The organism is Paenibacillus sp. B-A-8 (assembly GCF_048572915.1).
In the GTDB taxonomy this organism is placed as follows: domain Bacteria; phylum Bacillota; class Bacilli; order Paenibacillales; family Paenibacillaceae; genus Paenibacillus_AQ.
This window is the reverse complement of sequence record NZ_CP183882.1, coordinates 5,475,900-5,490,469: the sequence shown is the minus strand read 5'-3', so window position 1 is coordinate 5,490,469 and position 14,570 is coordinate 5,475,900. Positions and strand designations below refer to the sequence as shown.

Sequence of the window (14,570 nt, the reverse complement as noted above, 5' to 3'; positions counted from 1 at the left end):
CTTAGGGGGAAGTGTTTTTTTGGTATTGTTAGCGTATTTACTGATATAGTTATAAAGTGCTATAGTGCTGTCAGAAGAGGATCGATTTTTTAACGTATATTTGGGGCTCCCACAAAGTACCTGAGTACGCATAGAAGCAAAGACTCAAGTTGTGGGGATATTTTCACATAGGTGGTGACGTATGAGCTCCCTGATTGAAATTAGAACACTAATTTATTTGTTTATTTTTGGTAACTTATTTATGTTGCTGCTAATAACCAATTATCGAAGTACCGCTGTTAAAGATACCGCCTCGACAATGTTCATCCGATCAAAAGGGGTACAGCTGCTCTTTTGGTGTTCGATATTACTGTGGGATTACCTCCCTCATACGTTGTCCATTCCACTTAGCAATGCTCTGATTCTTGGCGGGTGCTGTCTAGAAATTACAGCCTTACTGCTGATGATGGGAGTACTGGGACCAAGAATAAAGCGATATTACATCATCCTTTCGGTATGGAGTGCAATCAGTTTTAGTATCATCGCATTATTTTTTAATCATTCCAACCTGCGCATCGCCTGTACATCACTTTGGTCTATATTGTTTGTAATCTATCCGGCTTATCATCTAACTGTAAATAAAAAGGCTACCCCTCTTCAAAAAATATTGGGTGTGTTATTTTATGTAATTGCAGTGATTATGCTCATGCGGGCATTTGTTGCACTGATTTGGGAGCCTGAGATGAATGTGTTCTCAACAAATCTTACGCAGTATTTGTATTATCTGGGAATGTATTTATTATTTATTGTGGGGGCGGCCGGTTTTATTCTACTCTCTAATGAACATTCTTATGTCAAACTAAAAAGAATAGCCAGTTACGATGATTTGACGGGGATCCTAAACCGTGGAGCATTTCTTCAGGAAGCGGAGATAAAGCTTGAAAAGGCATTTCGAGAGCAGGATTACTTCTCATTTTTGCTATTGGATTTGGATCATTTTAAAGAGGTCAACGATACTTACGGTCATGATACGGGTGATATAGTTCTGGAAGAATTCGCATCGACGATTAAAGATCATCTCGGAAATGGTGATTTGTTTGGCAGACTAGGGGGCGAGGAATTCGCAGTCATACTCTGTGGAATAGATGAACAAAGCTGTGACCAGAAAGCTGAGACACTTCGCGAGGCGGTAATGAATGCTTCCACTCATAAGATTCCCCAGGGGTACACAGTTAGTATAGGTGTAATTACGATCATGCCAGATCAGGAGATCTCGATAAATAAGTTGTACAAGCTAAGCGACAAGGCGTTATATCAGGCCAAACAAGAGGGAAGAAATAGAATCATCAGATACCGATATGTATACTAAGAGTCAGGAATAGTTGGGGAGGTGAACTTCACTCATATGCATCTGGATCTCCAGACACTGCTGATATGTCTCTTTCTATGGCAATCGTTCACGGTGCTGCTTATCGTGGTATATCGTTTACGTTACGCACAGGAACAGACGTATTCATTGTTTATCACAGCAAAATATTTGCAACTAGCAGTCTTGATCCTTTTATTGCTGAAGGATTATATAGATTCGTCACTTAGTCTACCGATCATAGTACTTCTTGCTTTGGCTGGCGGTACGCTCGAAAGCTTGGCGCTTCTGATGCTTCTCAGAGTATTCGGGAATAAGGTTGAGAAATATTATTCTATATTATTCGGAGTATCGATTATCGTTGTGGTGCTGATGTATTTGTTTAAGCAAGAGGATTCACTCGTTATTGCCGTTGCTTGCCTTGCGGGAGTTCTGATTATCGCCTACCCTGCTTATGTTTTATGTTTGAAGGTTATGGAGACCTCGCTACAAATGATAATGGGACAGCTATATTTTATTGTTATCTTATCGTTGGCAGGGAGAGCTTTGGAACCGCTGTGTTCCGTGTTAGGATTCAATACGCAAGTGACACAATTCCTTTATTTGATTTTTTATCTCGGTATTTATTTGTATATGTTTTTAGGAACCGCTGGAATTATGCTGCTTTATAGAGAGGATTCCTTTGCAGAAATGGAGCGGGTTGCAACTTATGATGAGTTGACAGGTATTTTGAACCGCAGGTCGTTCGTTCTGCGTGCTCGGCCTTTAATAGCTGCTTCAGCGATGAAGAAGCTGCCCTATTCTTTTTTACTGCTGGATGTGGATCACTTTAAGAGCATAAATGATACTTACGGTCATAATATGGGAGACCAAGTACTAACTGATCTGGCGTCTAAAATCGAGCAACAGCTTGGCAATGGTGATTTGATCGGTAGATTTGGGGGAGAAGAGTTCGCAGTACTTCTGCACAGAGCTGATGAGAAAAATAGTGATGTTATTGCTGAAGGAATGCGCACAGCCGTTTTAGGCTCAGTGATTCATGGTGTTCCGCTGCATTACACGATAAGTATTGGGGTCATTACGATAGAATCAGGCGAGCGTTTTTCTCTGAACAATCTCTACAAACTTTGTGATAATGCATTATATCAGGCTAAGAAAAAGGGCAGAAACTGCGTCGTTAGAAGCTACGAAATATAAAAGTGTCTTTCTTTCGTCATTAGACGAGGAAGACACTTTTTTTGTTGCATATGGAATGGTTCATTATACCTAACGACTATAAGAATTATGTTTAGAGAATTCATGTTCATGAATCTCTGGAAAAAGGAGATTTTTTGGTTAGATTATCAAAAAAATGGCGATTTATAAAGGTTTATCGCAATGGATTTCGAATAAAGGATGAAAATATATAATAAATTTAAAGCTTCCCCTATAAATCGACAAATATTTTATATGAAATGAGTTACTATTGAACTGCATCTAAAGTTGCAGTGAAAAGTGGAGAGGGTTTAATACAAAAATACAAGGAGCCAGAGTCATGCGAGAAAAAATGCTGTTCCTATCAGCTCAGAATCAAAGCGCAGAGGATCTAGAAGGAGAAATGAGAACAGGGAGTATTCTCGAGATTTTGCTTGGGAAATTTGATATCGATTTGCTGACGTATTCCAGTACGCACAAGGAAATGTCTACAAATGATGGAACTTCACTAAAGGTTCATTACATTAACGGGTGCATTACCTCATGGAAATCCATGCTGCGTCCCTTACATATATTACGGAATTTCACTAATCGGAGTCATGCAGATAAAGACATGAAGAGCACCATCATGGAGCTTTGCAGATCGAATAATTATAGACATGTATTTATATCGCATAGCTTGCTTGGGAATTGTATAGATATGGTTCGGAATCTGCTACCTGAGGCAAGTGTTATTACAGATACGTATCGTTTTGAGAGCGGTGTTGCCGTTGGAAAAGAAATCGGAAGGCCGAACAGCGGTAATCCTTACCATAAACTAAATGAAGCTTTGATTCGGCGGCATAAACGGAGACTAATGAATAAAACAGGGGTACTCCTGGCAACCTCGGAATGGGATGCCCTTAAATTTAAATCCTTATCCTTTGCGGATGCTCGTAAGGTTCATGTTGTTCCTCATTTCATAAAAATGAACGAGTACGACGCTTTTACTGAGCCTGTTGCAAAAGAAAATTCAATAGTTCTGCACTGGAATATGAACACCAGACAGGGAATTAAAGCCGCTCAAAACTTCTTTAAGAAAAGCTACCCACTGATTAAGGAACAAGTGCCTGATATCAAGTGTTACATCACTAGTCATGAGGTTCATTCGGAAGTGTTGACGCTTATAAAAGAAGATGTATCAGTAATTATCACTGGACCTTTGAAACCGTCAGCGGATTATATTCGTCGTGCTAAAGCGGTTCTAGTGCCTATCCTTGAAGGCTGTGAGGTCTCCAGAAACATTCTAGAATCATGGGCACTCAAAACGCCGGTTGTTACTAGCTCTATGGTATGTGAACGATTGAACTGTGAGCATAACCGTAATATTTTGCTTGCTAACACCTCAGTTGATGTTGTAGCTAGTGTAATAACGTTGTTAAAGAATCCTGAGATGGCAACGATTATTGCTGATCGGGCACATCGCACATTGTTGAAGGATTACGAAGTGAATTATGTGAAGAATAAGATTCTTAGTCTTGTATAGAAGGTTTGCCCGATAAAGGTGTGCCTGTAGTATATAAAAAACCCGCGCGGACATTTTAGGGTCCTACGCGGGTTTCTATATTCTTGTATGATTTTACAGCAGGTTGCGGCGCAATTCTTCCGGAGATTTAGGAGACAACATACCAAGTGGAATATCGAATACTGTACGCGCTCCGCTTTGTCCTTCTTGACTCATGCGCTGAGCGGCTCTGGCATAGGCCACGAGAACACTAGCTGTAAATTCTGGATTGCTCTCCAGCTTCAGGCCGAATTCAATAATCTGCTTTGTGCCTTCTCCTGTTACACCGCTGCGAATAACAAACCCGCCGTGCGGAATTCCGCTATGCTGAGCTGCCAATTCTTCTTCAGTGATGAAAGTAACCGTAGTATCATAATCTGCAAAATAGTTCGGCATATTCACGATTTCCTCGCGAATGCGTTCTTGATCTGCACCTGCCTCAGCAACAACAAAACACTCTCTGAGGTGCTTCTGGCGAGTGGTAAGCTCTGGTGTTTCGCCAGCGCGAATGGCATCAATAACCTCTTGTACTGGAACAGTATATTGTACACCGGCTTTTACTCCATCCACTCTGCGGATCGCATCGGAGTGACCTTGGCTAACGCCTTTACCCCAGAAGGTATATTCTTTACCTTGCGGAAGAATGGCTTCAGCAAGTAGACGATTCATTGAGAATAAGCCTGGATCCCAGCCAGTAGAAATTACGCTGAGTGTTCCACCTTGTTTAGCTGCGGCATCAACGGTCTCGTAGAACTCGGGGATTTTGGCATGAGTATCAAAGCTGTCCACGGTATTAAACATCCGGGCAATGGCTGGTGTTTGTTCTGGCAGATCGGTAGCCGATCCTCCACATAGAATCATAACATCCACTTTTCCCTTATATTGTTCGACGGCAGAGATGTGCTCGAACTTCACACCGGTTTCTCCGGCTTCCAGTTGTCCAGGTTCTCTGCGCGTAAAGATCGCAACTAGCTCGATATCTTCACTTTGGTTGATAGCCTTACGTACACCTTTTCCTAAATTTCCGTAGCCTACAATAGCTGCTTGAATTTTTTGTTTCAGAAGAAGCCCTCCTAATCAGTAGTGAACTAAAGCACTATTTCTAGTTTACCTAGTATAGTGTACAATTTCAGCTCTTTTTATATAGTATATAAAAGTTACATGTAATGTAAACTGAATCTGCATAATCTTTCATAATTCCTAGCGCTTAAAAATAGCATATCTCTCTATTGTCTATCATATATTATTTATAGATTAGATGAGGTGAGGTGTAACTGTTGAATAACGGAAGAATGACATTCCGATTTGACGTGAACAAGGACGAGCCTAAACCAAAGCCTAAGGTGGTGGAGCGCTGGTCAAATGGCGGACTGGGCACAGCTGAAGAGTATGCTGAGGGGTTGCGTCAAGAGGTTGGCCCAGCGCAGCAGACATGGATTTATGAGCACGATTTTCGTTCTACGCGTGAGGCACCGCCGGAAGATTCCTACGACTATTACTCGGGCACTGTAGATCCGCGTCAGGAAGAATGGGACGAACAGGATAAAGATTTTAGATATACACAACCATCGTATCTTCTTTCAGATATGGTTTCGGATAGCAGAGATGAATTAGAGCATGTATCCACTGGCAATTACGGAGGATCTTACCATACCCGGCGTCCCTCGTATTGGTGGAAGCTAGCTCTTTCTGTTACGGGAGCCATTGGCACAGGGGTACTGCTTGGTTATGCTGCACTTTCTTTCTTTTACGGAGGGAATATGGACAGTAGCTCTGGAAATGGGACAGCAGACATGGCGGCTACTTCAGTGCAGTCCAGTGGAGCTAAAGATCCGGCAGGTATAGGTACATCAGGATTACCAGTGACGGGTACTGAAAATGCAGGGAAAAACACCATCCCAGTTCAAGTAGCTGCGCAAAGCTATTATCTGTTGCAGTACGGAGTATTCAGTACACCAGCAGGCGCTGAAGAGGCTCGCCAGGAGCTGTTAAACGCAGGATTGGCTGCGGGTATGGACCCTGCTGACGGCAATCGTGTTTATGCCGGAATGTCATCGGACCGTGAACAGGCCAAGCTGCTAAGCAGCGGTCTGCAGAATCAGGGGATTGAGCTATATGTGAGAGAGGTGGCACTTCCGGGGGCAGACCAGCTTGTCTATTCCGGTAAAGCAGAAGAAGTGAAGAACTATTTCTCTGTAAGCGGGCAGCTGCTCAGCGAACTAAGCAGTCAATCTGCTTCTTTATTAAGCGCTGGTCAAACGAGTACGGCAGCAAATACATCCGTTGTGAGTGATCTGCATCTGCAGTGGAGTGAAGCCGTCAAAGTGCTGGAGCAAAGCGTGTCTCCCGAAGCGAAAAGCATCTGCGCAGCGCTAGAAAAATCAATGAGCCAAGGGATATCAGCATTAAGTGAATATAACAAGAACAAGGCGCAGGGGCTACTTTGGGAAGTACAAGAATCGATGCTAAGCTTTTTGACTAGCCAGAAACAGTTACTGTCTGCAATGAATTAACGAATAAACGGGTGACTTTAAAAACAGCAAGCCTCCGGATGTTGGGGCTTGCTGTTTTGGCGCGATAGGATGGGAACTTCGCTATATTCCGATATATAACATAAACTGAAATGGATACAGAGGGTGGTATCCCTCCGCAACTTTTAGGGCAAATGGTGGTAAACATTACCGTAAGGGATTTTACGTTTGTATTGATCACAATTTCACCGTATAATAATTAGGGTGTCAAAAAATGGCGAGGGAAGACTGAGATGAAGAAGAAAAATGTAGGAACACTGCTGTTATTTCTAATTCTAGGTTGGCTGGCTGGAGCCTGGATCGCCAAGCTACTGCAGCCGGTAAAGGCTCTTTCTTTTCTAACAACATCGACTGTGCTTAAGTGGTCTCCGCGAGCCGATTTGGACATCATAACCTATGACATCACTATTCATTTGAAATTGTGCATGCTAAGTCTCATCGGTATTATTACAGCGGTATGGCTGTACCGAAGAGTGTAACTCTCGTTACTGATCAAGAAGGGACGTTTACAACGTGGACAACTCACAACTCATTATTTTAGCCTCAGGTTCACCGCGTCGACGAGAGCTTTTGTCTTTACTGGGCTTGCCTTTTGAGGTTATTACCAGCGAAGCTGACGAAAGCACACCACCTGACTTTACGCCGGAGCAAATCGTGCGCAGTCTGGCTTTGCGTAAAGCAGAGGCCGTTGTAGCTGCAGCAGGAGAGCGTAACGCAGTAATCGTTGGTAGTGATACGATTGTTGTGCTAGATAACACTGTGCTAGGCAAACCGGTGGACGAGCTGGACAGCAAATCGATGCTTACCAGACTTCAGGGCCGGAATCATAAGGTATACACGGGTGTAGCCTGTATCGGACTTCCGCATGGAAAGACTATAGTGAAGCACCGTGTTACTTCCGTAACGATGAGAGCAATGACTGAAGATGAAATTGTTGCTTATATAGCTACGGGAGAGCCCGCTGATAAGGCTGGCTCTTATGCGATACAGGGGCTTGGCTCGACCTTGGTGGAACGAATTGAAGGCTGTTATTTCAATGTTGTCGGATTGCCGCTGTCGCTTCTTGGCGAAATGCTGTCCGAGTTCGGTATAGCTGTATTGAACCGGTAGGAAGCTTGGGAAAGAGGGATAGGGATGGAGTCGCAATCAGTAATGCTGCGGGACCTCCCCCATGAAGAACGACCAAGAGAGCGCATGATGCATTATGGGGCGGAATCATTAAGTCAAGCGGAGTTGTTAGCCATTCTGCTGCGTACGGGAACACGCCGTGAATCGGCTATTCATATTGCTCAGCAGATGCTAGGGAAGATCGGTGGCCTGCGTGGGCTGGTTGACCTTAGCATCGAAGAACTGACCGAAATCAAAGGTATTGGCCCTGCCAAGGCCGTACAACTAAAAGCAGGCATCGAGCTTGGAAGGCGCCTTGCGAACTCCAGGTTTAACATGCCGGTCATTATCCGTTGTCCTCAGGACGCTGCAGAGATTCTGACCGAGCAGTTGCGTTATTTGCAGAAGGAGCATTTTGTCTGCCTGTTTCTGAATACGAAGAATCACGTGATTGGACAAGAAACGTTGTCTATGGGCAGTCTTAACGCTTCGATTGTTCATCCTCGCGAGGTATTCCGAGCAGCTATAAAATGTAGCAGTGCCTCTATCATATGCGCACATAATCATCCTAGTGGTGATCCAACGCCTAGTCCGGAGGATATCTCCTTGACTCAGAGACTGCTTCAAGCAGGTGAGATTGTCGGAATAGACGTGTTAGATCATCTAATTATCGGTGATAGCAGCTTTGTAAGCTTGAAAGAAAAAGGACACATGTAATATAAATGTGAAGATTTACTTAGGAAAAGGAGAATTAGCATGTTGGGTAGTTTTACGAAAGATTTAGGAATTGACTTGGGGACAGCGAATACGCTTGTCTATGTACGCGGTAAGGGGATCGTTGTAAGAGAGCCTTCCGTTGTAGCCATTAACACTGACACTAAGACGATTGAAGCCGTGGGTGAATCCGCTAAAAAGATGATCGGTCGTACACCGGGTAACATTCGTGCGATCCGTCCGATGAAGGATGGCGTTATCGCTGATTTCGACACAACGGCTACGATGATTAAATATTTTATCCGTCAAGCACAGAAACAGCGTTCCATGTTCCAACGTCACCCTAATGTAATGGTCTGCGTACCCTCCGGCATTACTGCTGTAGAGCAACGTGCCGTAGAAGATGCTACTAGACAAGCTGGTGCTCGTGAAGCTTACATTATCGAGGAACCTTTTGCTGCTGCGATCGGTGCAGATCTACCGGTATGGGAGCCAACAGGAAGTATGGTTGTTGATATCGGTGGAGGTACAACAGAAGTTGCTGTAATTTCACTTGGCGGTATTGTTACTAGTCGTTCCGTACGTGTTGCGGGTGATGAAGCGGATGAGTCGATCATTCAATATATCAAACGTCAATACAATTTAATGATTGGTGAGCGTACTTCGGAACAGCTTAAAATGGATGTGGGTTCTGCTCTTCCGCTTGAGAAGGCTGAGACTATGGAAATTCGCGGACGCGATCTCGTAACAGGTCTGCCAAAGACGCTTACAATCACTTCCGATGAAATCTGTGAAGCTTTGTCCGACACTGTGAATTCTATTATTGAAGCTGTTAAAGTAACTTTGGAAAAATGTCCACCGGAGCTCGCGGCAGATATTATGGATCGCGGAATTGTTTTGACAGGTGGAGGCGCCTTGCTTCGTAACTTGGACAAGCTCCTTGCTCGTGAGACTGGAATGCCAGTTATTGTCGCTGAGAACCCTCTGGATTGTGTAGCTATTGGAACAGGAAAGGCGCTTGAAAATATCCATTTGTTCAAGAGCCGCAGCAGTTCCAGTCTTCGCTCTAAGAGATAAGCCTATGTATTGCCACTTGTGTAAGTCAACCCCTGTTATGGGAGAAATACTGTTGTTAGAGGGTGTTGAAACTGTTTAAACTCTTAAGCAATAAACGTTTGTTTATTCTGTTGATTACACTGGTGCTGTTCATTGTGGTGATGGGCTTCAGCTTGGCATCAAGGAGCTCCTTGTCCTGGCCGGAGAATTTTCTTAGAGATACGACTGGTTTCGTGCAAAAAATGTTCTACAAGCCCGCTGGATATGTAGCGGGCTTGTTTGAAGATATCGGAAATCTGAAAGATCTTTCTAAGGAAAATGAGCAGCTGAAGATACTTGCTGCCCAATATGCGCGTGATAAAGCTCAATACAATTTCATTCAGGTAGAAAATGAGCAATTGAAGGAACAGTTGAAGTTCACAAAAGCTCAAGAGGAATTGTATAAATATCAATATCATATTGCGCAGGTGGTTAGTCAGACTACAGAACCAAGCAATAGCACGATTGTAATCGATTTAGGCGCCAAAGATGGCGTTAGACCAAATATGTCCGTGATTTCTGTTGATGGTTTGGTGGGGGTTATTAGTCAAGTCAGCAATTTCACTTCTACTGTGAAGCTGATGACTATGATGGATACGAATGACCCTAATTCTCAGCCGCCAATTGCGGCAACTGCTATTTCCAAAGAGGGCAAGACCTTTGGTATGATTGAAAGCTATGATCCTAAGACAAATAGGTTATTGATGAACAAGATCCCGCCAGGCGATCCGATTGCACCGAAGGATGTTATAGTTTCCTCCGGTATTGGCGGATTGTATCCGCGAGGCTTGACCATCGGTACGGTTGAAAGTGTTGAGGTTGGTGAATTTGGATTAACTTCCACAGCAGTGATTAAGCCTTCAGCAGAATTCCAGGACTGGAAGCAGCTGATCGTTGTGTTTACGGAGGAGCGTGCTGAATAGTGAATATGCGCAGATCTGTTCTTGTTCTGTTACTGTTCCTCTTGTTTATTCTGGAGGGAACCATTCTGCCTTGGCTGATTCCAGATGCTTGGCAGATGCGAATTATTCCGAATCTAGTGTTCGTTGTACTATTGTTTGTGGCTGTATACCATCATCGTCATACGGCCCTTATATTAGGTCTATCCTTCGGAATGATACATGATGTCGTTTTTTATGGCAGAATTCTAGGAGCACATTCCTTTGCGATGGGTCTGTCGGCTTACTTAATCGGCCTTCTGTTTCAGATCCCGCGTGCTCCATTGCCTCTTATGATGACTGTGATTCTGCTCGGAAGCTTGCTAGAGGATAGCGTGTTATTTGGTATTTATAGTGTATTTAATCTCAATCAGGAGCCTTATAGCTGGGCGATTTTGAATCATATGCTGCCAACGATGCTCTTTCATTTTGCTATTGCTCTGATCCTCTACATACCGTTACGACGCCAGCTTGAGCTGATCAAGAAAGAGAAGAGTACGGAAGAAGCAGCATAAAGAGCTTCTAATTTCTTTCTTGATAAAGCAGGAATTTAAGAGGCCCGGCACGAATGAATGAGGATAGGGGGCCAGGCATATGACAGTAAAATCCAAGCATGTAAGGATTAAGGGCATCAAGGATGGCCTGATATTCCTGCTAGACGACAAATGTCCCTTCGAAGATCTTCTGAGTGAGCTTCGCTATAAGCTGGAGCACAGCCATCAAAATATTTTAACTGGACCGATTGTACATGTGGACATTAAGCTAGGCAATCGTCTCGTAACTGAGGAAGATAAGGAAGCTGTGCTGGAGATTCTGAAGGGACAGGGAAACCTACTGATTCGTTCCATAGAGGCGCTACCAGTACCCGGCAGTGAGGATAATGACGCGTTGTTTCTAATGAGCGGGATTCTTCGTTCCGGTCAGGTGCTGCACCATGATGGAAATCTTTTATATCTGGGAGATGTGAACCCAGGAGGGACCATAACCTGTTCAGGCGATATCTATATTCTAGGATCACTTAGAGGTATGGCGCATGCTGGAGTAGATGGCAATGAAGAGGCAATTATCGCTGCTTCATTAATGTCTCCGACACAACTGAGAATTGCTGATATTATCAGTCGTCCTCCCGATGAGTGGGAAACCCGTGAAAGCAGTATGGAATTTGCATATTTAACGAACGGAGCTATGCAAATCGATAAAATTCATAATTTAGTCAAAGTACGTCAGGATTTAAATGTGTTTAAAGGGGTGTAGCCTCCATGGGAGAAGCGATAGTCGTAACCTCGGGCAAAGGCGGAGTTGGCAAAACAACCACAACAGCCAATATTGGAACCGCACTTGCACTGCAGGGTAAAAAAGTATGTCTCGTCGATACCGACATTGGACTGCGTAATCTGGATGTAGTTATGGGGCTTGAGAATCGCATTATTTATGATCTTGTGGATGTAGCGGAGGGACGTTGTCGTTTAAATCAAGCACTCGTTAAAGACAAACGCTTTGATGAGCTGTATATGCTGCCCGCAGCACAAACAAAGGATAAAACGTCTGTCACTCCTGAACAAGTAAAAGATATCATTCTCGAACTGAAGAAGGAATATGAATATATTCTGATTGATTGTCCAGCAGGGATTGAGCATGGCTTCCGTAATGCGATTGCCGGTGCGGATAAAGCGATCGTAGTTACCACACCAGAGCATGCTGCTGTGCGGGATGCGGATCGGATTATCGGACTGCTTGAACAGTCGCATGTGGAATCCCCGAAATTGGTGGTAAATCGTATTCGTCCAGGTCTTGTAAAGTCTGGGGATATGCTTGATATTGAGGATATTTTACAGGTGCTGAATATTGACCTTATCGGAATTGTTCCGGATGATGAACTGGTCATTAAAGCCGCAAATAGTGGAGAGCCTACAGTTATGAATCCTGATTCGTCAGCAGCTATTGCCTATCGCAATATTGCACGTCGAATTTTAGGCGATGCTGTACCATTGATGCAGCTTGATCGGAAGCCGGGCGCATTTAAGAAATTTAAGAAGTTTTTCGGTATGGCTTAATTTTGCAAAATATAAGAAAGATAAGTTTCACACAATACTTTATGTCTTATATTTCTCGCTAAAACGCTTACCGTCCTTATAAGGACGCCGAATGCGTTTTTGCTTGCCAAGCAATCTTACTATAGAAGCATTAACGGTCCCACCACTTGAGAAATCTAAGGGGTGGGATTTATTTTGGGGAAAATAAGAATATTTGACCGTTTCAGGGATTTAAGTGCTCCGCCTTGGGCGGGCTTGTTCTAAAGAGACTTCCGTGCTTCATAAAATGGAAGTAAAACAAGCCCGTCCGGAGGGATAAATATGGATCTGAAATCAGATATCAAGAACCGCCGCAAGGAGCGTATTCGCAGTTTGTTGGAAGAAATCCCAGATATAGAAACAGCGGAGGCAGCTCCGTTATTCGTTATGCCTGAAAAGAGTACGAGCTTCAGAGAATGGGGAGCGGGATTTAAGGGGAATAATGAGCAACCCTCTATAGAGCCTGATCCAGAGGTGATGTGGAAAGAGAGACGTGGGGGCTGGGAGGAACCTGGTGGTGGAGGTTCTAATTTTTTTTTCGGCTTTATTCGAAGGGTCGTAGCCAGCGTGCTAGTGTTTGGAGCGGTGTGGGGAGTGTTTACAATTCACCAGCCATGGTCCTATAAAGTTCAAGCTTTTGTGAGTGATGCCTTGAGCAATGACATGGATTTCACAGCAGTGCGGGTCTGGTATGAGGAGAATTTTAACGGTGCACCAGCGTTCATACCGATATTTGGGGATAAAGATGAACCTGCTCAAAAGGCAGCGGCTCATCATGAGCTTAGCGCTCCGGTAGCCGGGAGCATTGTGGAGCCTTTTGCATCCACGCTAAAAGGTGTTGAAATTATGCCTCAACTCGATTCAACCTTAAATGTGACGGTGAAGAGTATAGACATGGGACGCGTTCTTTCCATATCCAAAGAATTGGACGGAGGAATTCGAATTGCGGTCCAGCATTCTGGAGGAATTACAGCAGAATACGGACATTTAAGCGGCACCAAGCTGGAGATAGATGACTGGATTCAAAGCGGAGATTCACTTGGCTGGATGCTGGAGAAAGAGGGCTCCTCAGCACCAACGCTGTTTTTTGCCGTGATGAAAGACAAGACTTATATTGATCCTACAGAAGTGGTATCGTTTGATTAGGATCTTAGGGATCGATTTGTCACTACATCCATTGTTCGTAATCATCATGTTGTTCTCTGTACTCACAGGACAATTTCTGGAGCTGCTGACTTTATTTACGATCGTCCTCATACATGAATTAGGACATGTGGTGGCTGCCCTTCTGGTTGGTGTTACCGTCAAGTCGGTTCAGCTTCTTCCGTTTGGTGGCGTTGCGGTTATTGAAGATCATGGGCGGCTTACAGCTAGTCGTGAGATTGGCATTGCACTTGCCGGTCCGCTGCAAAATGGAATCATGATTGTTATGGCTCTTGGGCTTCAGCAGGCAGGTTACGGCAATCAGGAATTTTTAACCTATTTCATAAATGCCAATGCAATTATTGCACTCTTTAATCTAGTGCCTGTTCTCCCACTTGACGGAGGCAAAGTACTTCAAGCGACAGTGAGTCTTTTCCTTCCTTATTACTATACTTTGCTGTGGAGCGGACGAATTAGTGTTGCTGCAAGTGTTCTTGTGATTGTTTATGCGCTACTGCCCCTTGGAGCGGGTGGAGGACTCAGGCTGAATATGGTCATGATCGGTGCCTTTCTGCTGTATTCAAATCTTACGGATCATCGGAATTTACCGTACCGATTCGTTGCATTTTTGATGAATAGGGAGGCTGTCTACGAGTATCATTTGCGGACAGGTAGTGTGGCTCGTCCAATTGTTGCCTTATCGGCGAAACCTTTAGATGCTATATTGCGTCTATTTAAACGTAATCAATATCATTTTATCTATGTATTAAACGGCAAAGGAAATGTTGTTGCTGTTGTGCCGGAACAGCGCTTAATATCTACTTACTTCGGAATGTAGTGTATTTATGCAGAGAATGAGCAAGTAATCAATGAATGAACGAAACCAGA

The 14,570-nt window shown here is 43.9% G+C and carries 15 protein-coding genes; 14 read left to right on the top strand and 1 reads right to left on the bottom strand.

What is annotated here, in order from left to right; all coding sequences use genetic code 11:
• The first annotated feature begins 181 nt into the window (after nt 1-181).
• The 3 genes from ACN6MV_RS24810 to ACN6MV_RS24800 all read left to right on the top strand — a co-directional run bounded on the left by ACN6MV_RS24810 (nt 182) and on the right by ACN6MV_RS24800 (nt 4,064).
• Nucleotides 182-1,348 carry a GGDEF domain-containing protein gene (locus tag ACN6MV_RS24810; protein ID WP_042130592.1) on the top strand — a complete coding sequence of 389 codons (1,167 nt, stop codon included), beginning with the start codon at nt 182-184 and terminating at the stop codon, nt 1,346-1,348.
• A gap of 36 nt (nt 1,349-1,384) precedes the next feature.
• Entirely contained in the window at nt 1,385-2,542 is a 1,158-nt protein-coding gene (locus tag ACN6MV_RS24805) for a GGDEF domain-containing protein (protein ID WP_042130590.1), read from the top strand.
• A 337-nt stretch (nt 2,543-2,879) separates the two neighbouring features.
• On the top strand, nt 2,880-4,064 hold the full coding sequence (locus ACN6MV_RS24800; RefSeq protein WP_419885062.1) for a glycosyltransferase: 1,185 nt from the start codon (nt 2,880-2,882) through the stop codon (nt 4,062-4,064).
• 93 nt (nt 4,065-4,157) lie between these two features.
• Here the strand turns inward: ACN6MV_RS24800 and ACN6MV_RS24795 are convergent, their stop codons facing one another.
• Entirely contained in the window at nt 4,158-5,144 is a 987-nt protein-coding gene (locus ACN6MV_RS24795) for a diaminopimelate dehydrogenase (RefSeq protein ID WP_076120426.1), read from the bottom strand.
• Between the two features lie 215 nt (nt 5,145-5,359).
• Between ACN6MV_RS24795 and ACN6MV_RS24790 the strand changes: the two genes are divergently transcribed.
• From ACN6MV_RS24790 to ACN6MV_RS24740, 11 genes are all read left to right on the top strand, one after another.
• On the top strand, nt 5,360-6,595 hold the full coding sequence (locus ACN6MV_RS24790) for an SPOR domain-containing protein (protein WP_419885061.1): 1,236 nt from the start codon (nt 5,360-5,362) through the stop codon (nt 6,593-6,595).
• A gap of 251 nt (nt 6,596-6,846) precedes the next feature.
• Nucleotides 6,847-7,092 (top strand): DUF4321 domain-containing protein, encoded by a 246-nt coding sequence (locus ACN6MV_RS24785; RefSeq protein ID WP_042130585.1) that lies wholly within the window; start codon nt 6,847-6,849, stop codon nt 7,090-7,092.
• 34 nt (nt 7,093-7,126) lie between these two features.
• Nucleotides 7,127-7,723 (top strand): Maf family protein, encoded by a 597-nt coding sequence (locus tag ACN6MV_RS24780; protein WP_419885060.1) that lies wholly within the window; start codon nt 7,127-7,129, stop codon nt 7,721-7,723.
• 24 nt (nt 7,724-7,747) lie between these two features.
• Nucleotides 7,748-8,437 (top strand): RadC family protein, encoded by a 690-nt coding sequence (radC, locus tag ACN6MV_RS24775; RefSeq protein WP_042130581.1) that lies wholly within the window; start codon nt 7,748-7,750, stop codon nt 8,435-8,437.
• Nucleotides 8,438-8,476: 39 nt separating this feature from the next.
• Complete coding sequence (locus tag ACN6MV_RS24770; protein WP_042130579.1) at nt 8,477-9,511, top strand: rod shape-determining protein; 1,035 nt, start codon at nt 8,477-8,479, stop codon at nt 9,509-9,511.
• A gap of 62 nt (nt 9,512-9,573) precedes the next feature.
• A complete protein-coding gene (gene mreC / locus ACN6MV_RS24765) occupies nt 9,574-10,452 on the top strand; it encodes a rod shape-determining protein MreC (RefSeq protein ID WP_042130577.1) in 879 nt (292 codons plus the stop codon).
• The gene (mreD, locus tag ACN6MV_RS24760; protein WP_081389959.1) at nt 10,452-10,982 is read left to right on the top strand and encodes a rod shape-determining protein MreD; all 531 of its coding nucleotides are present in this window, start codon (nt 10,452-10,454) and stop codon (nt 10,980-10,982) included. The genes mreC and mreD overlap by 1 nt, the downstream gene beginning before the upstream one ends.
• 79 nt (nt 10,983-11,061) lie before the next feature.
• Nucleotides 11,062-11,721, top strand: a complete 660-nt coding sequence (gene minC, locus ACN6MV_RS24755; RefSeq protein WP_042130575.1) for a septum site-determining protein MinC — start codon at nt 11,062-11,064, stop codon at nt 11,719-11,721.
• Nucleotides 11,722-11,726: 5 nt separating this feature from the next.
• Entirely contained in the window at nt 11,727-12,521 is a 795-nt protein-coding gene (gene minD / locus ACN6MV_RS24750) for a septum site-determining protein MinD (RefSeq protein ID WP_042130573.1), read from the top strand.
• Nucleotides 12,522-12,821: 300 nt separating this feature from the next.
• Complete coding sequence (locus ACN6MV_RS24745; protein ID WP_419885059.1) at nt 12,822-13,685, top strand: peptidoglycan DD-metalloendopeptidase family protein; 864 nt, start codon at nt 12,822-12,824, stop codon at nt 13,683-13,685.
• Entirely contained in the window at nt 13,678-14,520 is an 843-nt protein-coding gene (locus tag ACN6MV_RS24740) for a M50 family metallopeptidase (protein WP_042130570.1), read from the top strand. Before ACN6MV_RS24745 ends, ACN6MV_RS24740 begins: the two co-directional genes overlap by 8 nt.
• Nucleotides 14,521-14,570 lie beyond the last annotated feature (50 nt).